Source organism: Paraburkholderia sp. 35.1, assembly GCF_050436525.1.
Taxonomy (GTDB): Bacteria; Pseudomonadota; Gammaproteobacteria; order Burkholderiales; family Burkholderiaceae; genus Paraburkholderia; species Paraburkholderia tuberum.
This window is the reverse complement of the sequence record NZ_JBNDMJ010000002.1, coordinates 613,341-635,038: the sequence shown is the minus strand read 5'-3', so window position 1 is coordinate 635,038 and position 21,698 is coordinate 613,341. Positions and strand designations below refer to the sequence as shown.

Here is a 21,698-nt window from a genome sequence, read left to right as displayed (position 1 = left end):
AGTTGCCTGAATGTCTACAAAACACGCCCACTCGCATCGCCCGACGAAGACTGCGCCGCCGCAATGGAAAGAGAAGCCGGCAAGCATTGTGCCGCTCACGGTTCAGAATGCGCTGAAAGACGCCATGCGCACCGAGCGCATTCCAGACACGGATTTCAGCGATCTGCTATGGATCATGGCTCAGGAATCCGCCGGTGTCGTCGATGCGCGCAACGGGACTTCAACAGCACGTGGCCTGTTTCAACTGCTGCGCGCGCAATACAGCTTGAACCCGCGCGGAGAGGCATCATTCGGTAATGCGAAGGAGGAGTGCCAAGGCGGCATCCGTTACATTTATGGCCGCTACCATTCCGCAAATATGGCCAGGGGATTCTGGCAACAACACCACTGGTATTAAAACGATGCGTCTTTCGTCCTGGCTTATTGCCACATTGATGTTCGGCGCAGTATCCGGTTTGGCCCTTGCGGAATCGGTCCTCAGGTTTGAGGATTGTCCCGCCACTGTCGAGTCCAGGCACGCTGCGATGCCACGCATGATATTCACGGACGCGACGGCACGTCATTACCGCAGCATTCTTCGTGAAGCCGCAAAGGAGCCGATTAACTTCGCGGGCCACTACGTTCTCGCTACGTGGGGATGCGGTGCTGGCTGCGTGATGGCGGCGGCAATCGATACGAACTCGGGCCGCGTCACTTCGCTGCCGTTCACGGTTTCCGATTGGCCGCTGGACATCACGGATCCGCTTGCCTATCGCGCAGACAGTTGCCTGCTGATCGCTCACGGTAGCCGCAATGAAAACGCCGAGCACGGAACCTACTACTACGCGTTCGACGGCAAAACATTTACCTTGCGCGCGAGTACGACAAACGTCGGGCGTTAGACAAACCGCGGAAGCAGTGAACGAGACCGTCACCCCGTGATGGACAACTGGATTGCGCGAAAACTACTGTTACGACCACTGCTATTTCAACGAACCTGAGGCGAAGTATCGCACTGACCGCGCGAACTTCTGGAGTTTGCCGTGAAGAAGGTCGGGGCTGGCATCCTAACTGGTTTTGCCCTCATCTTCGGCATGTCTGCTTGCTATGCAAAAGGCGATCAACGTGCGACTCCTCAAGCTGGAGCACGTACTTATGCACAGAATTACAAAGACATGGTTCTGGCTACTTGCATAGCGACCGCCTACAGGAACGACAAAGATGCTGCTATGGATGCGGGAAGCAGCGTCAGTGCATTGCGAGACTGGACTTACTACGACTTGGAGAAGGCTCCAGACGCGATCAAAACCTTGGTGGACAATTATTTGGCGCGAAATTATCAAAACCCGCTGGTTGAATCGGAAACTGAAGGTGTCCGTTTCGATTTCCTGAAGTGTCTGGACCTGTATCACAGTAAGGAATTGGACGCACAGGTCAAGCGTTTGGTCATTAACCCCAAGCGCACTTACCGGCAAGATAATCCGTTGCCAGCAGAGCCGAAGTAGTTATGAGCACGTCCAGCGTCGAAGCGCTGACCAGTGCTCGGGCACGGATCGCCTTGGCAATCGTTGAGGGGTTGATATGAACCGTTGGACGTGGAGCCGCGGCACTGGATACGTGATGGCGGCGGCAATCCACCGCCTCACTTCGGCTTGAACCGCCCCGTCTTCTGCGTCGCCTCCGGATACTGTCGCGTCTCGCGCACCGACAGCGGATGCCACAATTTCGCGCCGCCCTCGATCCCCGCGTCGTTCGATACGGTCGCCACGTTCGCCGGCAGCGAAAACTTGATGCGCGCCGCGTTGCCGCCGCCGATCCACAGCTTGTCGTAATTGACCAGTGACTCGAGAATGCGGATCACCTTCTCGACACGCCGGCTCCAACGCTTGTTGCCGATCTGCTCGCGCGCGGCCTCGCCGATGTATTCGTCGTACGCCACGCCCTTCTTGCTGACCGGATGATGCGCGAGCTCCAGATGCGGCATCAGTTCGCCATCGCGAAACATCGCGGTGCCGGCGCCGGTGCCGAGCGTCAGCACGAATTCGAGGCCGTGGCCTTCGATCGCCGCGAAGCCTTGCATTTCGGCGTCGTTGATCATCCGCACCGGCAGTCCGCCCAGGCGCTGCGCGAGCGAATCCGCGAGCGCAATGTCGTGCCATCCTTCGATGCCGAAGTGCGGCGCGGTCAGAATGCGGTTGTTGCGCACGACACCCGGAAACCCGATCGAGATACGGACGGGCCGCACCTGCTCGATGAGCGGAGCCACGAGTTGCGCGAGCGCGTCCACCAGTTGATCCGGCGTGCACGGATGCGGCGTCGCAACGCGCACGCGTTCGGTTTTCATCTGCCCGTCGGCGTCGATGATCGCGGCCTTCAGGCCGGTGCCGCCGACATCGATCGCGAGGATGTGCTCGCCGCCGCTTGTCGGCGCATTCCGTTTCACTGCGTTCTTGTTGCGTGTTGCCACGATGTCTCCCGATTGTGTTGAGGCGGTTGTGATGCGGGTCTGCGGGTTGGTTCAAAGTTGCCGCTACGACTTGCCACCGGGCGCTTTCTGCTGCAACGGGCGCCACGCATGGCCATCGCGCGCGAGCAGCGCGTCGGCTTCGGCCGGCCCGTCGCTGCCGGCCGCATAGCCGCGCACGGCAACCGCGCCGCCACTCCTCGGATGCAGCACGTCGTCGACCGCGCACCAGCTCGTCTCGATGCTGTCGGCGCGCTGAAACAACGTCGCGTCGCCAAACATGCAGTCGTACAGCAGCGTCTCGTAGCCGACGTTCGCGCTTTCCGCAAAGAAGTCGCCATAGTTGAACGACGACTGTACCGGACCGACCTGCATCACCGGCCCCGGCACCTTCACGTTGAAATCGAAGCTCGAGCCGTGCTCGGGATCGATGCGAATGGTCAGCACGTTCGGCGTCAATGCGTTGACCGGCGTATCGCGGAACAGGCGGAACGGCACCGGCTTCAGCTGCACCGAAACCTCGGTGCGACGCACCGCGAGCCGCTTGCCGGTACGCAGATAGAACGGCACGCCGGCCCAGCGCCAGTTCTCGACGAACACGCGCGCCGCCGCGTAGGTTTCCGTCGTGCTGCCGGGCGCGACGTCGGGCTCCTCGCGATAGCCCACGCCGGCTGGCCCTTTTTCGTACTGGCCGAAGACGACGTCGGCGGACGTCAGCGGCTGGATTGCGTCGAACAGCTCGGCCTTCTTGTTTCGCACGGCTTCGGCCTCGAACGAATTCGGCGGCTCCATCGCGACGATGCCGAGCAGCTGGAACAGGTGGTTCGGCACCATGTCGCGAAACGCGCCGGTCTGCTCGTAGAACCTGCCGCGCCCCTCGACGCCGATCGTTTCCGCCGCCGTGATCTGCACGCAATCGATGTACTCGCGCCGCCAGATCGGCTCGAACATCGCATTCGCGAAGCGCACCGCGAGGATGCTCTGCACGGTGTCCTTGCCGAGAAAATGATCGATGCGGTACACCTGCGACTCCCGCGCATACGACAGGATGTGCGCGTTCAGATCGCGCGCCGATGCGAGATCGGTGCCGAACGGCTTCTCGATCACGAGACGCCGAAAGCCGCCGTTTGCGCCGTCGCCTTCCTTCAGCAGGCCGGCTTTGCCGAGCCGGTCGGTGATCGGTTTGAAAAAACGCGCGCCGACCGCGAGGTAGAAGATCGCGTTACCGCCTTTCGACTGATCGAGCTTCTGCTTCAGCTTCGCGAACGTATCGTCGGATTCGAACTCGCCCGCCATGTATTCGAGGCGCTGCGCGACCCAGTTCCATGCGTTGTCGTCGAGCTTGCCGGCGTGAAAGGTGCTGGCCTTGTCGGCGGCGAACTTCTGCAGCGAGGTATGCAGTTCGTCGCACCATTCGCGCGTTTCGCGCTCGCCGTGATTGACGCCGATGATCTTCATGCTGTCGTCGAGCAGGCCATCGACCGCGAGGTTGTAGAGCGCCGGCATCAACAGACGTTTGGTCAGATCGCCGCCCGCGCCGAAGATCACGAGCGTGCACGGCGGCGCGGGCTTCTTGCCGGCCGGCGACGACAGGGCGTCGTATCGGTTCGCGCTGAGCTTGCAGCTCAGCGCGGGCGTTGCGTTGGGTTGATCGGGAGAAGCGGAAGGGTTCGGTGTGGTCGACATGGGATTCACTTGGACCTCGGTAAGCCGATAGAACGAACGCGGCGATATATGAAAGACCACGGGCGCTGCCGCACAGTTCAATTGCGTTCGCGCGTGAGCGTGCGGCGTGCTTACTTCGTCGTCGCGGCCGCGAGCGACGGTACCGGTTCTTTCGCCACCGCCGGCGTTACCGCGGAGGCAGAAGCCGCCGGCACCGGAATCGGCGCGGGCGCGGGCGCGGCCACCGGCGCCGGTTCCCCCGCCAGCGGCACGTTGCCCGATGCCGCCATGGCGCGCGGCTGCAACAGCAACGCGACGAGCCCGGTCCAGCCGGTCTGATGCGAAGCCCCGACGCCACGACCGTTATCGCCATGAAAATACTCATGGAACAGGATCAGATCCTGCGAACGCGGGTCCGCCTGCAGCAGCGGGTACGCGCCCATCACCGGCCGCTCGCCGTTTTTGTCCTTCAGGAACAGCGTGGTCGCGCGGCGCGCGAGTTCGTCGGCGATTTCGCTCAACGAGAACTTCTGGCCCGACCCGGTCGGATACTCGACGCGGAAATCATCGCCGTAATAGCGATGAAACTCGTACAGCGATTCGATCAGCAGATAGTTGACCGGCATCCACACCGGCCCGCGCCAGTTCGAATTGCCGCCGAACACACGGGTATCGGATTCGGCCGGCAGATACTTGACGCAGAAGCTGTTGCCGTTGTGCTGGTACACGAACGGATGATCGCGATGGCAACGCGACAACGCCCGCACGCCGTGATCGGAAAGAAATTCACTTTCGTCGAGCGCGCGCCGTAACAACGCCTTCATCCGATGCCCGCGCAGCAGCGACAGCAAAAGCGCGTTGCCCTTGCCGGGCTCGTTCCAGCGCGACACCAGCTTCGCGAGATCAGGCCGATGCTCGAGAAACCACACGAGGCGCTCGCGCAAGCCCGGCAAGCCGCCGTGCAGTCGCTCCTCGAGCACGTGCACGGCGAACAGCGGTATCAGTCCGACGATCGAGCGAACGCGCATCGGCATGCTGCTGCCGTCGGGCAGGCGCAGCTTGTCGTAGAAGAATTCGTCCTCGCTGTCCCACAGGCCCGTGTCGCAGCCGTCGTCGCAACTGACCGCTTCCGCGATGTACAGGAAGTGCTCGAAGAACTTCACACCAATATCGACGAACACATGATTCGCGTAGGCGAGTTCGAGCGCGATACGCATCAGGTCGAGCGCATACGCGGCCATCCACGCGGTGCCGTCGGCCTGGTCGATGTGGCCGCCGGTGGGCAGCGGCGACGAGCGGTCGAAGATGCCGACGTTGTCGAGCCCGAGAAAACCGCCCTGAAAAATATTGTGGCCGTCGGCGTCCTTGCGATTCACCCACCACGAGAAATTCAGCAGCAGCTTGTGAAACATGAGCTCCAGAAAATCGCGGTCCGCCTTGCCGGTCAGCGCGCGGTCGATCTCGTACACGCGCCACGCGGCCCATGCATGGACCGGCGGGTTCGCGTCGCTCAATGCCCATTCGTAAGCGGGCAACTGGCCGTTCGGGTGCTGATAGCGGTCCTTCACGAGCAGCAGCAACTGCTTCTTGGCGAACGCCGGATCGATCAGGGCAAACGCGGCCGCGTGAAACGCGAGGTCCCACGACGCGTACCACGGGTACTCCCACTTGTCCGGCATCGACACGATGTCCGCGTTGCACAGATGCCGCCAGTCGGTGTTGCGGCCGTGCTTGCGAGCGGCGGGCGGGCTCGGTTGCAGCGGATCGCCGTCGAGCCAGCGCTGCACGTCGTACTGGTAATACTGCTTCGACCACAGCATGCCGGCGAGCGCCTGACGTTGCACGAGACGCGCATCGGGGTCGGTGATCTCGTGTTGCAACGCGCCATAGAATTCGTCGGCTTCGGCGCGGCGGCGCGCGATCAACACGTCGGCATCGAATGGCGCTTCATCGGTCGCCGATTGCGGGTGCCAGCGCAGATACACGACCGCGCGCCCGTGCGGCCCGAACTCGAGCGCCGCATGCGCGGCGGCCCGGGTGCCCGCGTCGTGACGGATCGCGTTCGCGTCGCCGTGCACGAGGTAGTCGTTGAAGCCGTCCTTGAACGGGCCCGCGCCGTCCATGCCGAACAGCCGCTTCACGTTGGTGTCGTTCTCGCAGAACAGCCATGCGAGTTGCGGCGCGTCCTTCGACCACGCGGTCACGACGATCGGTTCGTGCACATGGTGATGGCCAAGCAGACGCACCGAGCCGTCATGACCGGTACCGGCGACGAGCTTCGGCTTGTCCTTGTTCTCTTTCCACGACCACGAGTTGCGCGCCCAGATCTGCGGCAGCACATCGAGCGACGCCGCTTCGTCCGCGCGATTTTCGATCGTCACGCGCATCACGATGTCGTCGGGCGTGTGCTTCGCGTATTCGATCTGGACGTCGAAATAGCGCTGATCGTCGAACACGCCGGTATCGAGTACTTCGTACTCTGGCATATCGCCGCCGCGGCGCGCGTTTTCGTCGATCAGGTCCTGGTAGGGATAGGCGGCATGCGGGTACTTGTACAGCATGCGCATATAGGAATGCGTGGGCGTGCCGTCGAGATAGAAGTACAACTCCTTGACGTCCTCGCCGTGATTGCCCTGCGAGTTGGTCAGGCCGAACAGGCGCTCCTTGATGATCGGGTCCTTGCGGTTCCACAGCGCGAGCGACACGCACCAGCTGAGCCGGTCGTCGCCGAAACCGGCGATGCCGTCTTCGCCCCAGCGGTAGGCGCGGCTGCGCGCATGGTCGTGCGGAAACGAGTCCCAGGCGGTGCCGTTCGCGCTGTAGTCCTCGCGCACCGTGCCCCACTGGCGCTCGCTCAGATACGGCCCCCAGCGCTGCCAGTGGCCGCATTCGGGCGAATGCAGCCGGGAACCTTCGATCGTGGCGAGCAGATTGGCAGCGCGCAGCGGTGGCATGAAAACGTCCTTGCAACAGGCCCGGCGGTGGGACCCACATCGTAGCGCGGTTTACGCGCCGTTGTGCTCGAACCGGGCAAGCAGACTTTCGACGCGCAGCAATTCGCCTAGCGACCAGGCCTGGAACGGCGTGCCGGCGGGCGCGTGCGGCGCGTCGCCGGCGGCGATCTCGGACAGGTGATCGAGGCCCACGTGATCGAGATGCGCGTACAGCGGGGCGAGAAAACGCGCCCTCGCCTGCGCGAGATTATCGGCACTCGCGCCATTCACTCGCAGCCACGCTTCGACGAACGGGCCGATCAGCCACAACCACGCGGTGCCCTGATGATAGGCGCCGTCGCGTTCGCGCGGCGCGCCGCCGTAGCGGCCGCGATAGGCGGGATCGGACGGCGCGAGCGTGCGCAGGCCGAGCGGCGTCAGCAATTGCGCTTCCACCTGACCCACCACCGCGCGCGCCGCCGCGCCTTCGAGCAGCGGAAACGGCAGGCCGCCGACCGCGAAGATCTGATTCGGCCGGATCGAGCGGTCGACCGTGCCCGGCACATGATCGACGTCGACGTTATCGAACAGCGCCTGGGTGGCCGGATCGACGAAGCGCCGGCGAAACGCGAGCGTCGCGCGCTCGGCAGCTTGCCGCCACTGCGGGTTCCATGCTGACGCGATTCGCAGCGCGTTGATCCACAGCGCCTGCACTTCGACCGGCTTGCCGATGCGCGGTGTGACGACCCAGTCACCGACTTTCGCATCCATCCACGTCAGTTGCACGCCGGGGATGCCGGCGCGCAGCAGGCCGTCGTCCGTGCATACGCTGATGTTGAAGCGCGTGCCGTTCGTGTAGCCGGTCAGGATCGTTTCGGCGGCCTGCTGCAGATGCGCGCGCGTTTGCGCGCCCGCATGCGGCGTCGCCAGGTAGTCGTGAACCGCGACGATGAACCATAGCGACGCGTCGACCGAGTTGTATTCGGGCGCGTCGCCGTAGTCGGGGAAGCGGTTCGGCAGCATGCCTTCGGACAGCGTGCCCGACCATTCGAGCAGGATCGCTTCGGCATCGTCGAGACGGTTCGACTCGATCAGCAGGCCGCGCATCGCGATGAACGTGTCGCGGCCCCAGTCGGTGAACCACGGAAAGCCCGCGAGGATCGTGCGGCCTTCGTTGCGCGTGACGACGTAGGCGTCGGCCGAACGTTGCAGGCGCGAGCCGAGTGCGGCGCGGCGTTGTTGTTCGGTGTGGGCGAGTTGGGCGGCGTGGGCGGTGGTTTGGGCTTTGTCGTTCGCGCATTCGGTGGCGGACGTGCTAGACGCGCTCAGAATCATCACCGCGTCGCCCTCCGCGAGATCGAAGCTGAACACGCCGGGCGTCGCGAGATCTTCGCTGCAATCGAGACCGCGCTCCTGCTCGCGCACGTAGCAGAAGTTGCGATACCAGTCGGGCGCATGCGTATAGGCACCGTTCGTCGCCGCTCGCACGACCGGCAGTCCGCCATACGGTTGCCAGTTCGCGCACGATTGATCGGCGCTGACTTGCACGCCGAAGTTGAAGGCCGGATTCTCGTGATGCAGCGCATGATAGTCACGGCCCGACAGCAGCGGTCTGATCTTCAGCACGGGCGCATCGAGTTCGCCGCCTTCGAGCCGCCAGCGCAATACCGTTTCGCACGTCGCTTTGCTGACGAACACGTCGGCGATCATCGCCGCGTGCGCACCGAGTTGAATGCGCCACGTCGGCCACGGCGCGGTGTCGAAGCTGGCAAGGCGGCCGCGCAGATCCGGATAGATCACGTCAGGCCCATAGCGCTGCATGGTCAACGCGAAGCGCTCGCCGCCCGCCTCGACCCACGCCTCGATACCGTTGACGAGCACCATGCGCCCGCCCGGCGCGCGCGTCGCGGCTAGCAGCAGCGCATGGTAGCGGCGCGTGCGCAACATGCCGAGCGTGCCCGAAGCAAAGCCGCCGAAGCCGTCGGCTTCGAGCCATTCGTCTTCGAGTTGCGAGATGTCGATGGGTGAATCGATGCGAGTCATTGAATCGTGCCCATGCGCGAACGATAAAGCAGCAAACATAGCGCAGATGGCAGCGCCATGAACATTGACCTTCCCAATACTTTCCATTTTCTTTCGATCAACCGACGATTTATCGAAAGTTATGCCGGGCGCAAACGTTTCACAATTATTTCTTGAAAGGAATGGAGACTGCACCCGCTTTCATCGAACCGGATGCAGACATGAGAAAAATCAGTTGCATCGCGAGCGCCGCATTGCTGGTGCTTGCCACGATAGCGTTGAACGGTTGCGGCGCGGACGACTCCTCTTCCACGAGCAACGCGACGACCACGAGCCTTGCGCCGAACGACGCGGCGCAACGACCCGCAATGGCGGCAGCGGCAGTGGCGACTCCCAACGCCTCAGCGCCATTCGCGGACAACACGGCGAACAACACGGCGAGCAACGCGGCAAGTGGCGCAACCGCCACCGACGCGATCACGCAAAACATGCAGGCCAGTCTCGCGGCCGACAGCCAGCAGGTCGCGCCGGTCATGCGCTACGCGCCCGGCGACAGCGCGAACAACTAGTTCGCAACTGATCAGCAAGAGCAACGCGTAACCGACCACGAAACACCCCAAGGCACGCTCACGCGCGCTATTCTTCCCCTACGCAGAAGGTGATATTCGATGACATCAACTAGCCGTCGCCGTTTCCTGCAAACCGTGGCTTCATCCGCGGGCGCCGCCGCCGCGATGACCGCATTGCCCGAGTCGATCCGCAACGCGCTCGCCGTGCCCGCGTTTTCGCGCACGGGCACGATTCGCGATGTCGAGCACATCGTCGTGTTCATGCAGGAGAACCGCTCGTTCGACCACTACTTCGGCCACCTGCGCGGCGTGCGCGGCTACAACGACCGCTTCCCGATTCCGCTGCCGAGCGGCCTGCCGGTGTGGAAGCAGCCGTCGAAGGAAGACCCGACCAAGCCGGTGCTGCCGTTCCATCTGAACACCGCGACGACGAGCGCGCAGTGCGTCGGCGATCTCGATCACTCGTGGTACAAGACCCAATATGCGATCGACGGCGGCCGCTACGACCAGTGGCCCGCCAACAAGACCGACATGACGATGGGCTACCACCTGCGTAGCGACATCCCGTTCCACTACGCGCTCGCCGACGCGTTCACGATCTGCGATGCGTACTTCTGCTCGTTGCCGGGACCGACGCACCCGAACCGCGCGTATCTGATGACCGGCATGGTCGACCCGACCGGCACGATGGGCGGTCCGCTGCTCGACAACAACGACTGGGTCGACGGCGACGGTCCGCCGAACTATCAGTTGCTGTCGTGGACCACGTACCCGGAGCGTCTGCAGGCCGCGGGCATTTCGTGGCAGATCTATCAGCAGGGCACGTCGGGCGCCGATCCGCTGAATGGCAATTACGGCACCAACATCCTGCAGAACTTCACGAACTTCATCAACGCGCAACCGGGTTCGCCGCTCTACGAGCGCGCGCAAACCGTGCGCACGATCGACGACCTGAAAGCCGACGTGCTCGCGAACCGGCTGCCGCAGGTGTCGTGGCTGTGCCCGCCGGCCGCCTACTCGGAGCATCCGAGCTACACGCCCGCGTACGGCGCCGAATACACGTCGCAGATTCTCGACGCGCTGACGTCGAACCCCGAGGTGTGGAGCAAGACTGTGCTCTTCATCATGTACGACGAGAACGACGGCTTCTTCGATCACCTCGTGCCGCCGCAACCGCCGACGACCTCCACCCAGGGCAAGTCGACGGTCACGACCGACGGCGAAATCCACAATGTCGTCAATCCGCTGCGCGGCGGCAGCTACACCGCCGACGGCTATCCGTACGGCCTCGGCCCGCGCGTGCCGATGACGATCGTGTCGCCGTGGACCAAGGGTGGCTTCGTGTGCTCGCAGGTGTTCGATCACACGTCGGTGATCCGCTTCATCGAAACGCGCTTCGGCGTGCATGAGCCGAACATCACGGCATGGCGTCGCGCGGTGTGCGGCGACCTGACCACCGCATTCGACTTCCGCACGCCGGATGCGAAGATGCCGTCGCTGCCGGACACCAGCAACTACATCAGCATGGCCGACAACCAGTGCAAGACGCAACCGAAGCCGACCGTGCCGACGACGCCGACTCCGGTCGATGCGCAGGAAGCGGGCATCCGTTTCGCGCGCGCGTTGCCGTACGAACTGCATGTGAACGGCGCGGCGAACGCGGGCAACGACACGTTCGAAATCACGATCGGCAACACCGGCGACCAGGGCGCGCACTTCTACGTGTACGCGACGAATCGCACCGACGGTCCGTGGCGCTACACGGTCGAAGCGGGCAAGTCGCTCAGCGACACGTTCGACCTGAGCACGACGAACGGCGTGTATGCATTCGACGTGTTCGGCCCGAACGGCTTCGTGCGCAAGTTCGCGGGCAACACCCAGGCGAGCACGCAAAGCACGCAGGATGGCCATGGCAACGGTCATGCCGACAACCAGCCGGCGCGGCCTGAAGTGACCGTGCAATACGACGTCGCGAATGGCAACGTGTTCCTGAAGTTCACCAACAGCGGCGGCGGCATCGCGCATCTGACGGTGATCGACAACGCGTACGGCGCGCGCCCGCGCACCGTGGTCGTGCCGGCCAATGCGCGTATCGACGAAGGCTGGGTGCTTGCGTCGAGCCATCACTGGTACGACCTGACGGTGACGAGCAGTGACGACGCGAGCTTCTCGCGCCGCTTTGCCGGTCACGTCGAGAACGGCCGGCCGAGTATCAGCGATCCGGCTGCGGTTGCGCCGGTGCTGACCGCGAGTTGAGGCAACCACCGCCAGCCCCGCTTACTTGCGGCCTGATTCGGCTTCCTGTCCCGCCTACGTGGCGGACAGGGTGCCGATGTTTTTTAAGGCTCGTATTGAAACGCGGTGCTTAGAGACCGACGTCCGGCAGCGCCGGACGCGTGGCGAGCGCCTTGGCGACGATGTCTTTGACTTCGGCGAGCGCGTCGCCTTGCAGCGCGAGGCGCGGCGGACGCGTGACGGCGCTGCCGCGGCCGAGCAGTTCCTCGCACAGCTTGATGCATTGCACGAGGTCGGGGCGCGCGTCGAGGTGCAACAGCGGCATGAACCAGCGGTACAGCGACAGCGCTTCATCGAAACGCTTCTGCGTGGCGAGGCGAAACAGCGTCTCGCCCTCCTTCGGGAACGCGTTCGACATGCCCGACACCCACCCTTGCGCACCGACCGCGATGCTTTCGACGACGACGTCGTCGAGGCCGGCGAACAGCACGAAGCGGTCGCCCACCGCGTTGCGCAGATCGATGAAGCGTCGCGTATCGCCCGACGAATCCTTGAAGCAGACGATGTTCTCGCAGTCCTGCAGTGCGATCAGCACGTCCGGCGTGACGTCGTTCTTGTAGATCGGCGGGTTGTTGTAGATCATCACCGGCAGATCGGTGCTGGTCGCGACCGAGCGGAAATGCGCGGCAGTTTCGTGCGGCTTCGCGGAATAGACGAGCGCCGGCATGACCATCACGCCGTCGACGCCGACACGCGCGGCTTCACGCACCGTCTGCCGCGCGAACTCGGTCGTGAACTCGGCGACACCCGCGACGACCGGCACCTTGCCGCCAGCCGCGTCGCGCGCGGCCTCGATCACCTGCAGTTTTTCCGACGTGCTCAGCGAGGTGTTTTCGCCAACCGTGCCGCAGACCACCAGACCCGACACCCCGTCCTTGACGAGATTGCTGACCACGCGGTGCGTCGCGTCGATGTCGAGCGAAAAATCCGGCTTGAACTGGGTGCTGACGGCGGGAAACACCCCGCTCCATTGGGTAGCCTTGCTCACTTTGTCCGTCTCCTTCAAAAAGCCGGCCGCGCCGACACACGTTGAGTATGACGACGAGTATCGGCCTTTATCCGGAGGCGGGCTTGGGCTTTTTCGTGGCTGAAAGAGATTAAATCCGCACAACAGGCGAGGCGCCGGATCGCCGACCGGGCGGCGCCGGCTACTTCGCAGCAAGGCGGCTGAGGCGCACGTCAGCACCGTCGCGCGAGGCGTCGAGGCGGCCCCTGGATGCCGAGTCCGGCATAGCCGCTACGCGATCAGGCGCCCAGCAACACGCCCGTTCGGATCGGCCGCGTGCCGGTCACGCGACCGAGCGGCGCACCGGCCGTCACGAAACGGATCGCGCGCCGCATGTACAGCACCCCTTCGGTCTTGCTCGCGATCGTGGTCGTCTCGTCGGTCAGCGGATCGACGATATCGAACAGCGGCTGGCCGACGCGGATCTTGTCGCCGATCTTCGCGCGGTGCACGAGAATCCCGCTCACCGGCGCATAGAACTGCTCGCTGCCCGCGAGCGGCGTCGCCGGCGACAGCAGCGGCGGCAACGGTTTGGCCTCGCCCCGAATCGCGCCGCGCCACACCAGATAGTCGACGAGCGCGTCGGCATCCTGCTGCGCGACTTCATACGACACGTCGCGCTGGCCGCGGCATTCGACCGTCACCGCGATCGAGCCGGTCGGCACTGGCTTACTCGCCGGCATCTGCTGCTGCAACGTCCACCACAGCAGGCTGTGGGTTTCGTCGAACGCGCCGCCGCCCGAATCGGTCGCGAGCAACGACGCCTCTGCACCGAGATAGCGCGACAGCGGCTCGAACTCGGCCCAAGCGGATTCGCTCGTGTACACATGCATCGCCGCTTCGAGCGAGCAATGCAGATCGATCACGACGTCCGCGTCGCACGACAACTTCAAGAGCGCCAGTTGCAGCGACTCGAATTCGGTCAGCGGCTTCTGTTGCGCGAGTTCGGCCGCGAGCAGCTCGCGCACGATGCGGCGGTTCTCGTTCGCGTCGGCGCCGAGCGCCTCTTTCGCATTCGCGACGAGCTTTGCGAACTGCACGAAATGCCGGTTGAAGTTCTTGCCACTGCCGAGATCGAAGCGGCCGATGAACTGCCCGAGCACGTATTGACTGAGCCCGACCGGATTCGACACCGGCACGAGCACGATTTGAGCGCTCAGCGCGCCGGCTTCCTCGAGCTCCCGCAGACGCCGCTTCAGCAGCACCGTGGTCAGCATCGCGGGCGTTTCGTCGGCATGCAGCGACGCCTGGATGTAGATCTTCTGCCCGCTATTGGCCGGGCCGAAATGAAACGACACCAGTTCGCGGTGCGTGCCGATGGCTGGCGACACAAGCGGAATCGATTGCCTGTTCATGAATGGAAAGCCGTGAAGATAATGTTGGAAATCTGCATCAATTGCCGTACGGATCGAAGTCGAAGTACTTCTTCGCGATCCGTGCATAGGTGCCGTCTTTGCGCATCGACGCGATCGCCTCGTTGATCGATGCCTGCACCGCGGTTTCGTCCTTGCGCAAGCCGATGCCGACGCCGCGATCTCCCATCGAAAGCGGCTCGCCGACAAACGCGAAGCCCTTGCCCGCGGGCGTGCGCAGGAAGCCATAATCGGCCTCGACGGTGCCGAGCAACGCGCCGTCGAGCCGGCCGTTCTGCAGATCGGCGAACACCTCGTCCTGGCTCTTGTAGGCGACCACGTTCGCGCCGAGCGGCGTCCAGTTCTTCAGTGCGTAGCTCTCGAACTGCGTGCCCGACTGCACGCCGATCTGCTTGCCGGCAAGTCCGCTCGCCGTAGGCGCGAGCGACGAGCCTTGCCGCGCGATCAGCCGCGACTTGAACTGGAACAGCTTCGACGAAAACAGAATCTGCTGCTCGCGCTTCTCGGTGATCGCCATCGACGACAGCACCGCGTCGATCTTGCGCGCCTGCAGCGCCGGGATCATGCCCGAAAACTCGAGTTCGACCCACTGACAATGCGCGTGGATGCGCCGGCAAATCTCGTTGCCGAGATCGACGTCGAAGCCCTTCAGGCTGCCATCGGGCGCCTTCGAGTCCATCGGCGGATAGGTCGGATCGATGCCGAGGCGCAACGTGTTGGCGTCAGCGGCGAACGCGCCGCTGCTGAAAGCCAGCGCGGCGCAGAGAGTCATCAGTGGAGTTTTCATGGAAGGCGACGATGAGCGGATCAGGACAGCGTGATCGTAAGCCGCTGTGGCGCCTCAAAGAAGTCCCGTTCGGACTATCATGATCACTTTTACCGATCAGCAAACCCTGTCGCCATGGCATTGACGATTTCCCAGCTGCGCGCGTTCACGGCGGTCGCCGAGCATGGCAGCATCCGCGCGGCCTCGCGCGCGCTCGGCATCGCGCAAAGCGGCATCACGCAGCAGTTGCAGAACCTCGAATCGATGCTCGGCGCGACGCTGTTCACGCGCACCAATCGCGGCATTGCGCTGACCGCGCTGGGCCAGCGGCTGCTGCAGCGGGCCGGCGCGATCCTCGGTGAATGCGAGCGTGCCGAGGAGGACGTGCGGCAACTGCGCGGCGACTACGTGGGCGAGGTCACGTTCGGCATGACGACAGAGCCGCTCGTCGACGCGTTCGCGCCCGTGTTGATGGAGTTTCGTGCGCGCTTCGAGCGCGTCGCCGTGCATCTGCGCACGGGCACGTCGCGCATGATGATTTCGTGGATCCGCGAAGGCACGCTGGATTTCGCTGTCGCGCTCGTATCGAAGCAGACCGACACCGCCGATCTGTCGGTCACGCCGCTCTATCCGTCCGACCCGGTGATCGTGTGCCGGCGCGGTCATCCGAAGGCGCGCGCGAAGTCGCTCGCCGAACTCGTCGATTGCAGGTGGGTGACGACGCGCTCGCCGAATCTGACCGAGGAGCCGCACGTCAACCGGTTGAGCCATCTGTTCGATAGCTACGGCTTGCCGCCGCCGAAGATCGTCGCGACCGTCGAGGGCTTGTACGAGACGCTGCACCTGGTAGCCGCGACTGATTGCCTGTCGCTCGAATCATCGGTCATCGCGAAGCGCGGGCCGTTCGCGGACGTGCTGACGACGATCCCCGTGCGCGAGCGCGCGTTGCAGCAGAACGTCTGTCTGCTGCAACGCGCCGCGATTCCGCTGACCCCAGCCGCGCAGGAGTTCGCGACGATGATGGCGTCGTACACGCGCGCGGTGCGGGCGCATTGAGCGTTGAGTGTTGAGTGTTGAGCTCCAATGCGCCGCTCAAGCCGCCGTTGCTTCGAGCGCTATCAGTTCTTCGATGCGCTGCCTGCGCCGGATCAGCCGCGCGTTGCCGCGCTCGATCAGCACCTCGGGCGCGAGCGGCCGGCTGTTGTAGTTCGATGACATCGACGCGCCGTACGCGCCTGTGTCATGGAACACGAGCAGGTCGCCCACTCGAGGCGCGGGCATCGACCGGCTCGTGACGACACCGCCTTGCGCCTGCGTGAACACGTCGCCGGCTTCGCACAGTGGCCCCGCCACGCTGAACGAGCCGGCCGGCGCATCGCTCGGCGTGCCGTTGCGCCGAAGCACGCTGATCTCGTGATAACTGCCGTAGTACGACGGCCGCACCAGGTCGTTGAAGCCCGCATCGAGCAACGCGAATTGCCGCGACGGCCGCCGGTTCAGCGCGTGCACTTCGGCGACGAGTACACCTGCCTGCGCGACCAGAAAGCGCCCCGGTTCGATTTCGAGTCGCACGCGATGCCCGACGCGTGCTTCGATGCGGCGCCGCGCGTCGTCCCACAGCCGGAAATAATGCGCGGTATCGACACTCAGCTCACCATCGCGATACGGCACCGACAAACCACCACCCGCGGAAATCGCCTCGATATCCTGATCGAGTTGCGACACCGCATCGACCATCGCATCGCATACTTTCGCGAGATGCGCGTAATCGACACCCGAGCCGATATGCATGTGCAGCCCGACGAGCTTCAGCCGATAGCGCCGCACCAGTTCGAGCGCGCGTGGCAGTTCATCGCGCCAGATGCCGTGCTTGCTGTGCTCGCCGCCTGTGTTGGTCTTGCTGCTGTGGCCGTGACCGAAGCCGGGATTGATCCGCAGCCACACGCGATGGCCTTCGCTCGCGTGTCTCCCGAGCCGTTCGAGCATGTCGGGCGAGCCGGCGTTGACCGTGATTCGCTCGTCGAGCACGGTGGCCAGCGTCGCGTGGTCGAGCACGTCGGCGGTGAAGACGACGCCTTCGGGCCCACCGTTCGATGCGGGTTGAGCCGCATAACCCGCGGCAAAACTGCGCGCGAGTTCACCCAAAGAGACCGCATCGACCATCACGCCTTCGTCGCGCATCAACCTCAGGATGTGCACGTTCGAACAGGCCTTCTGCGCGTAGCGGATCGTGTCGAAACTGCGCAACTGCGCGATGCGCTGGCGGATCGTGTCGGCGTCATAGACCCATAGCGGCGTGCCGTGCTGGCGCGCGAGGTCGGCGAGTTGACGTGAGTCGAATGGCGTCATGGTCGGTTGCATGTCGAAGCTTTGCGAAAGCGATAGCCGACATGATGATCCGTGGCGATCATTCAGTAAAATACCAATCTATTGCTCACCTATTCACTTTTGATATAGCACGGACCCACCATGGCGCTCACGCACCGGCACATCGAAATCTTCCGCGCGCTGATGACGGCCGGCAGCGTGACCAAGGCAGCCGAGATGCTGTTCACGTCGCAGCCCACCGTAAGCCGCGAACTTGCGCGCATGGAACAGAGCATCGGCTTCGCGTTGTTCGAGCGAGTGCAGGGCCGGCTACGTCCCACGCAATCCGCGCTGACGCTGTTCGACGAGATCAAGCGCGCGTATGTCGGGCTCGAACGCGTCGCGTCGACCGCGGCCGCGCTGCGCGAATTCAAGGGTGGCCAGCTGTCCGTGATCGCGCTGCCGGTGTTTTCGCATTCGATCCTGCCGGGCGCCGTCAAACGCTTTCACGATGTGCAGCCGGGCGTCAGCGTATCGATCGCGACGCAGGAGTCGCCGTTTCTCGAAGAATGGCTGAGCGCGCAGCGCTACGACCTCGGCCTCACCGAGCACGACGCGCCGCCGCCCGGCACGCGGCTCACGCCGCTCATCGCCGTCGATGAAGTGTGTGTGCTGCCCGACGCTCACCCGCTGCTCGCGAAACGCGTGATCGCATTGAAAGATTTCGCCGATCAGGCGTTCATCAGCCTGTCCGCGAACGATCCATACCGGCTGCAAATCGACGCAGCGTTCGCGCGAGCCGACATCGCGCGCCGCCTGCTGATCGAAACGCCGACCGCGGTGTCCGTGTGCAGCGTCGTGCGGCAAGGGCTCGGCATTGCGATCGTCAATCCGCTGACCGCGCTCGATTTCGCGGGCCACAATCTGCATATCCGGCCGCTCGCGTCGTCGCTGCCGTTTCGCGTCAGCGTGATCCGTCCCGAGCACCGGCCCGCGCATCCGCTCGCGGACGCGTTCGTCGGCGCGCTGCAAAGCGAAGCCGCCGCGCTGCGGCTACAATTGAAGCGCCACACCAGCCCCAAGCGGTCATCGCATTCATAGCAGTCACGGCGGCGTCCCCGCTTCATCACCGGGCGAATCCGCGCAGCGCCACGCGCGTTCGCGCGGGGCCACCGCCCGAACCGTTCGCCGCGCGAACCGGGCACGCTTCGAGCTGACATCACCCGCATACCGATTACCGACGCGCCGCGCGTCTGCGCCGCATCGGGGCGCCGTTGTTAGCGCCGTTTCCCAGTCTTCACGTCATAGACCCTCAACAGGAGTGTTCCAAATGATGAATCGAGACAATCCCGTCTGGCTGATCACAGGCTGTTCCACCGGCTTCGGCCGCGAGCTCGCGAAGCTCGTGCTCGAACGCGGCTGGCGCGCGGTCGTCACCGCGCGCGATGCATCGAAAGTGAAGGACATCGCAGAGGGGCACGGCGAGCGCGCGCTGGTGCTGCCGCTCGACGTGACCAATCGCGCGCAGATAGAAACCGTGGTCGCGCAGGCGAAGCGCCATTTCGGCCGCGTCGACGCGCTCGTCAACAACGCGGGCTACGGTTATCTGGCCGCGATCGAGGAAGGCGAGGACAGCGAAGTCCGCGCGATGTTCGAGACCAACGTGTTCGGCCTCGTCGACATCACGAAGGCCGTGCTGCCGATCATGCGTGAGCAGCGCAGCGGTTTGATCGTCAACGTGTCGTCGATTGGCGGGATTGCAAGTTTCGCGGCGACCGGCTACTACCATGCGACGAAGTACGCAGTGGAAGGGCTGTCGGAATCGCTCGCGCTGGAAGTGAAACCACTCGGCATCGGCGTGCTGATCGTCGAGCCTGGGCCGTTTCGCACCAACTGGGCGGGTCCGTCGATCAAGCAGTCGGCAACGTTGATCGACGACTATGCGTCGACCGCCGGCGAGCGCCGCAAGCAGACCGAAGCGCGCAGCGGCAACCAGGCCGGCGACCCGGTGCGAGCCGCGCAGGCGATTATCGATGCGGCGTTGTCGGACGCGCCGCCGCTGCGTCTGCTGCTCGGCAAGACCGCGCTCGATCTCGCGTACAGGAAGCTCGACTTTCTGCGCGGCGATTTCGACACCTGGCGAGCGACGAGCGAGGGGGCGGATTATCCGGAAGGGACGGCGTAGAGCGGGTTTATCAGGCGAGCCTCGGCCCGCCGCTTAAAACTCCACCAGCGCAAAATCTTCCTTGCCCACATCGCACAGCGGGCAGCGCCAGTCGGCCGGCACATCGGCCCAGCGCGTGCCCGGCGCGATGCCCTCTTCCGGCACGCCGGCGGCTTCGTCGTAGACCCAGCCGCAGATCACGCAGACCCATTGCTTGAAGTCGTCGGCTGTCGCGACGTTCGCGGCCGACCGCGCATCGGGCATACCGGTCGCAGCGGCATCCGCCGCGCACGTGCGCGCCGTCGCATCGAGGCTCACGACGAGCGGCGCGACCGTGCCGCTACCGGTTCCCGCGAGCCGCGCCGTCAGGCTGTCGAGCAGGCGCTGCGCTTCGTCGCGGGTCAGATCGATCCAGTACGGATCGCCGGCGCCGTCGTTGAGCCGCTCGGGGGAAAACTGGATTTCTACGGCTACGCCCTTCTTGTACATGGCAATCAAAAATCTCGAGAAAGCCGGCGACGCGCGCCGGCACAAGGCTGCCCGCGCGACGCGGGCGCTGCTTCAGTGCGCGTGGACCAGCAAATTCAGCGCGATCGAGGCGATCAGGCCAGCGGCGCCGATCAGGCCAAGCAACTGCAGCAGAGTGAGGGATTTACGCGAGTTGGTGGGGGTTTGTTGCGAGGTCACGAGCGAGTCTTGAAGTTCGGAAAAAGCGCAATGGTACACGGGTGCGGACGCGACGAATGTCGATTGGCGCAAACTCGCGCGCAATAAAAGTACCGGGCGATATTATCGCCGCTCGCGCGCCGCGCATTGTCTACCGTGGGAAGATGGATTAATTCCCGGCGAGGGGGAAAGCCGTGGCGGGACGGGGTGCGCGGCGCCGGTGAACACACCCGCGCCGCGCTCAGGTCTTGGCGAGCGGATCGCCGTGACGCGAATCCCAGAAACGGATCACCGCCGTATCGCCGGTGCCCGCGCCGACCACCTGGTCCGGCGCGCCGCACTCGCGCAGCAGCGCGCGCAAGTCGTTGATGACCGGGAACACCTCGTGATTCCAGTCCGCTCCCTGCGAATCGTGGGCGCGTTGCTCCGCCTCGACGATCTCGCGATCCTCCTTGAAAATGCGTTCGGTGAACCACACCAGCAGCGGCCATGCGAGATTCATCACACCCGGAATGCCGGGCTTGCGGATCGACAGCAGCCCGAACGTTCGGTTGGTGCGCTGCTCGCGGTCGAGCGGCACATAGACGATCCACAGGTCCATCACCAGCGTCTGCTCGTCGTTGCGGATTTGCAGCGTCTGGAACGGGTATTCGGTGCGGATCGTCATGACGTCTTTGTCGCCGGAGCCACCGGTCTTGCGCCTCTCGCCGAACACCATCGCCTCGCCTAGCGGCTGCTGCCCCTCCATGCGCGCAAACGTGTAGTCGACCTCGACCCAGCCCTCACCGCGCCGCCGCCCGAGCGAACGCGCGCGCATGCGCCCCATCTGGCGGCGATGCAGGAACTGATGATTCATGTCCATCAGGTTCTCGTGCATGAACGAATAATGACACTTGACCGGACGGCCGAAACGGCGCGTCTTGTACTTCGGGTCGGACACCGAGCGAAAGCCCGGCAACGGCCGCTCCTCCGCGAGCGCGGCGTCGCCGGGAAACACGAAGATCAGTCCCTCCACTTCCTGACACGGATACGAGCGCACACCGTTCGGTAGACGCTCGCGGCCCAGGTACGGCACGTCGATGCACTTGCCCGAGCAGTCGTAGGTCCAGCCGTGATAGCCGCAGCGAATCGATTCGCCGTCGACCACGCCCTGATGCAGCGGCACCTGCCGATGCGCGCAGCGATCTTCCAGCGCGAACACTTTGCCGCTCCCGGTGCGCGCGAGCACGATCGGATCGCCGGCGAAGGTCACGCCGAGCGTCTTGCCGCGCTTCACTTCATGCGACCACGCGAGTGGGTACCAGTAATCCGGATGAATGGCGACGCGGCGCAGATCGCGCACCGGCGCCTCGTGAGTGGCTTGAGCAGGCGCGGCAGCGAGCGTTGCGCCTGCGGATTCCTGGTCCTGTTCGAGCGGGGGAACTGCATGCATAGGTCAAGCCTCCGTGCACCAGCGGATGGAAGGTTGCCGCGCTGCATGGCAGTGCGG

19 protein-coding genes are annotated in these 21,698 nt (G+C 64.3%); 8 read left to right on the top strand and 11 right to left on the bottom strand.

The annotated features are described in order from the left end of the window. Window positions 1–10: 10 nt before the first annotated feature. The 3 genes from OKW27_RS08745 (at window position 11) to OKW27_RS08735 (ending at window position 1,484) form a co-directional block, all read left to right on the top strand. Window positions 11–397, top strand: coding sequence for a hypothetical protein (locus OKW27_RS08745; protein ID WP_184057874.1), 387 nt, complete (start codon window positions 11–13; stop codon window positions 395–397). Window positions 398–401: 4 nt separating this feature from the next. Then, a complete protein-coding gene (locus tag OKW27_RS08740; RefSeq protein WP_143037232.1) occupies window positions 402–881 on the top strand; it encodes a hypothetical protein in 480 nt (159 codons plus the stop codon). A 192-nt stretch (window positions 882–1,073) separates the two neighbouring features. Next, window positions 1,074–1,484 carry a type VI secretion system amidase immunity protein Tai4 gene (locus OKW27_RS08735; protein ID WP_429334570.1) on the top strand — a complete coding sequence of 137 codons (411 nt, stop codon included), beginning with the start codon at window positions 1,074–1,076 and terminating at the stop codon, window positions 1,482–1,484. Window positions 1,485–1,621: 137 nt separating this feature from the next. Here OKW27_RS08735 and OKW27_RS08730 read toward each other — a convergent pair whose 3' ends face one another. The 4 genes from OKW27_RS08730 to OKW27_RS08715 form a co-directional block, all read right to left on the bottom strand. Next, the gene (locus OKW27_RS08730; protein ID WP_429333221.1) at window positions 1,622–2,446 is read right to left on the bottom strand and encodes an ROK family protein; all 825 of its coding nucleotides are present in this window, start codon (window positions 2,444–2,446) and stop codon (window positions 1,622–1,624) included. A 63-nt stretch (window positions 2,447–2,509) separates the two neighbouring features. Beyond that, the gene (zwf, locus tag OKW27_RS08725) at window positions 2,510–4,129 is read right to left on the bottom strand and encodes a glucose-6-phosphate dehydrogenase (RefSeq protein ID WP_429334569.1); all 1,620 of its coding nucleotides are present in this window, start codon (window positions 4,127–4,129) and stop codon (window positions 2,510–2,512) included. Window positions 4,130–4,239: 110 nt separating this feature from the next. Beyond that, window positions 4,240–7,062 (bottom strand): MGH1-like glycoside hydrolase domain-containing protein, encoded by a 2,823-nt coding sequence (locus tag OKW27_RS08720; RefSeq protein WP_429333220.1) that lies wholly within the window; start codon window positions 7,060–7,062, stop codon window positions 4,240–4,242. A gap of 51 nt (window positions 7,063–7,113) precedes the next feature. Beyond that, window positions 7,114–9,084: an amylo-alpha-1,6-glucosidase gene (locus OKW27_RS08715; RefSeq protein WP_429333219.1), complete on the bottom strand. Its 1,971-nt coding sequence runs from the start codon at window positions 9,082–9,084 to the stop codon at window positions 7,114–7,116. 200 nt (window positions 9,085–9,284) lie between these two features. On the opposite strand from OKW27_RS08715, the gene OKW27_RS08710 reads away from it, so the two are divergent. After that, window positions 9,285–9,632, top strand: coding sequence for a hypothetical protein (locus OKW27_RS08710; protein WP_429333218.1), 348 nt, complete (start codon window positions 9,285–9,287; stop codon window positions 9,630–9,632). A gap of 99 nt (window positions 9,633–9,731) precedes the next feature. Then, window positions 9,732–11,888 (top strand): phosphocholine-specific phospholipase C, encoded by a 2,157-nt coding sequence (locus OKW27_RS08705; RefSeq protein WP_429333217.1) that lies wholly within the window; start codon window positions 9,732–9,734, stop codon window positions 11,886–11,888. A gap of 109 nt (window positions 11,889–11,997) precedes the next feature. Here the strand turns inward: OKW27_RS08705 and OKW27_RS08700 are convergent, their stop codons facing one another. The 3 genes from OKW27_RS08700 to OKW27_RS08690 all read right to left on the bottom strand — a co-directional run bounded on the left by OKW27_RS08700 (window position 11,998) and on the right by OKW27_RS08690 (window position 15,093). Then, window positions 11,998–12,915 (bottom strand): dihydrodipicolinate synthase family protein, encoded by a 918-nt coding sequence (locus OKW27_RS08700; RefSeq protein WP_429333216.1) that lies wholly within the window; start codon window positions 12,913–12,915, stop codon window positions 11,998–12,000. Window positions 12,916–13,172: 257 nt separating this feature from the next. Further along, window positions 13,173–14,288: a succinylglutamate desuccinylase/aspartoacylase family protein gene (locus OKW27_RS08695; RefSeq protein WP_429333215.1), complete on the bottom strand. Its 1,116-nt coding sequence runs from the start codon at window positions 14,286–14,288 to the stop codon at window positions 13,173–13,175. 37 nt (window positions 14,289–14,325) lie between these two features. After that, window positions 14,326–15,093, bottom strand: coding sequence for a transporter substrate-binding domain-containing protein (locus tag OKW27_RS08690; protein ID WP_187611567.1), 768 nt, complete (start codon window positions 15,091–15,093; stop codon window positions 14,326–14,328). Between the two features lie 114 nt (window positions 15,094–15,207). Between OKW27_RS08690 and OKW27_RS08685 the strand changes: the two genes are divergently transcribed. Then, entirely contained in the window at window positions 15,208–16,128 is a 921-nt protein-coding gene (locus tag OKW27_RS08685; protein WP_429333214.1) for a LysR substrate-binding domain-containing protein, read from the top strand. A 36-nt stretch (window positions 16,129–16,164) separates the two neighbouring features. Here OKW27_RS08685 and lysA read toward each other — a convergent pair whose 3' ends face one another. Continuing rightward, the gene (gene lysA / locus OKW27_RS08680) at window positions 16,165–17,421 is read right to left on the bottom strand and encodes a diaminopimelate decarboxylase (protein ID WP_429333213.1); all 1,257 of its coding nucleotides are present in this window, start codon (window positions 17,419–17,421) and stop codon (window positions 16,165–16,167) included. Between the two features lie 120 nt (window positions 17,422–17,541). Here lysA and OKW27_RS08675 point away from each other — a divergent pair, with 120 nt between their 5' ends. Both OKW27_RS08675 and OKW27_RS08670 read left to right on the top strand, forming a co-directional pair. Next, window positions 17,542–18,480, top strand: coding sequence for a LysR family transcriptional regulator (locus tag OKW27_RS08675; RefSeq protein WP_429333212.1), 939 nt, complete (start codon window positions 17,542–17,544; stop codon window positions 18,478–18,480). A gap of 229 nt (window positions 18,481–18,709) precedes the next feature. After that, complete coding sequence (locus OKW27_RS08670) at window positions 18,710–19,564, top strand: oxidoreductase (RefSeq protein ID WP_429333211.1); 855 nt, start codon at window positions 18,710–18,712, stop codon at window positions 19,562–19,564. 33 nt (window positions 19,565–19,597) lie between these two features. Here the strand turns inward: OKW27_RS08670 and OKW27_RS08665 are convergent, their stop codons facing one another. The 3 genes from OKW27_RS08665 to OKW27_RS08655 all read right to left on the bottom strand — a co-directional run bounded on the left by OKW27_RS08665 (window position 19,598) and on the right by OKW27_RS08655 (window position 21,641). After that, entirely contained in the window at window positions 19,598–20,032 is a 435-nt protein-coding gene (locus OKW27_RS08665; RefSeq protein ID WP_429333210.1) for a rubredoxin, read from the bottom strand. A gap of 72 nt (window positions 20,033–20,104) precedes the next feature. Then, entirely contained in the window at window positions 20,105–20,230 is a 126-nt protein-coding gene (locus tag OKW27_RS08660) for a hypothetical protein (protein ID WP_260321012.1), read from the bottom strand. Window positions 20,231–20,450: 220 nt separating this feature from the next. Beyond that, complete coding sequence (locus OKW27_RS08655) at window positions 20,451–21,641, bottom strand: aromatic ring-hydroxylating oxygenase subunit alpha (protein WP_184057830.1); 1,191 nt, start codon at window positions 21,639–21,641, stop codon at window positions 20,451–20,453. Window positions 21,642–21,698 lie beyond the last annotated feature (57 nt).

Coding starts and splice junctions, on each gene's coding strand:
- OKW27_RS08745 (WP_184057874.1), top strand. CDS start 11: ATGTCTACAAAACACGCCCACTCGCATCGCCCGACGAAGACTGCGCCG.
- OKW27_RS08740 (WP_143037232.1), top strand. CDS start 402: ATGCGTCTTTCGTCCTGGCTTATTGCCACATTGATGTTCGGCGCAGTA.
- OKW27_RS08735 (WP_429334570.1), top strand. CDS start 1,074: ATGTCTGCTTGCTATGCAAAAGGCGATCAACGTGCGACTCCTCAAGCT.
- zwf (WP_429334569.1), bottom strand. CDS start 4,129: ATGTCGACCACACCGAACCCTTCCGCTTCTCCCGATCAACCCAACGCA.
- OKW27_RS08720 (WP_429333220.1), bottom strand. CDS start 7,062: ATGCCACCGCTGCGCGCTGCCAATCTGCTCGCCACGATCGAAGGTTCC.
- OKW27_RS08715 (WP_429333219.1), bottom strand. CDS start 9,084: ATGACTCGCATCGATTCACCCATCGACATCTCGCAACTCGAAGACGAA.
- OKW27_RS08710 (WP_429333218.1), top strand. CDS start 9,285: ATGAGAAAAATCAGTTGCATCGCGAGCGCCGCATTGCTGGTGCTTGCC.
- OKW27_RS08705 (WP_429333217.1), top strand. CDS start 9,732: ATGACATCAACTAGCCGTCGCCGTTTCCTGCAAACCGTGGCTTCATCC.
- OKW27_RS08695 (WP_429333215.1), bottom strand. CDS start 14,288: ATGAACAGGCAATCGATTCCGCTTGTGTCGCCAGCCATCGGCACGCAC.
- OKW27_RS08690 (WP_187611567.1), bottom strand. CDS start 15,093: ATGAAAACTCCACTGATGACTCTCTGCGCCGCGCTGGCTTTCAGCAGC.
- OKW27_RS08685 (WP_429333214.1), top strand. CDS start 15,208: ATGGCATTGACGATTTCCCAGCTGCGCGCGTTCACGGCGGTCGCCGAG.
- lysA (WP_429333213.1), bottom strand. CDS start 17,421: ATGACGCCATTCGACTCACGTCAACTCGCCGACCTCGCGCGCCAGCAC.
- OKW27_RS08675 (WP_429333212.1), top strand. CDS start 17,542: ATGGCGCTCACGCACCGGCACATCGAAATCTTCCGCGCGCTGATGACG.
- OKW27_RS08670 (WP_429333211.1), top strand. CDS start 18,710: ATGATGAATCGAGACAATCCCGTCTGGCTGATCACAGGCTGTTCCACC.
- OKW27_RS08665 (WP_429333210.1), bottom strand. CDS start 20,032: ATGTACAAGAAGGGCGTAGCCGTAGAAATCCAGTTTTCCCCCGAGCGG.
- OKW27_RS08655 (WP_184057830.1), bottom strand. CDS start 21,641: ATGCATGCAGTTCCCCCGCTCGAACAGGACCAGGAATCCGCAGGCGCA.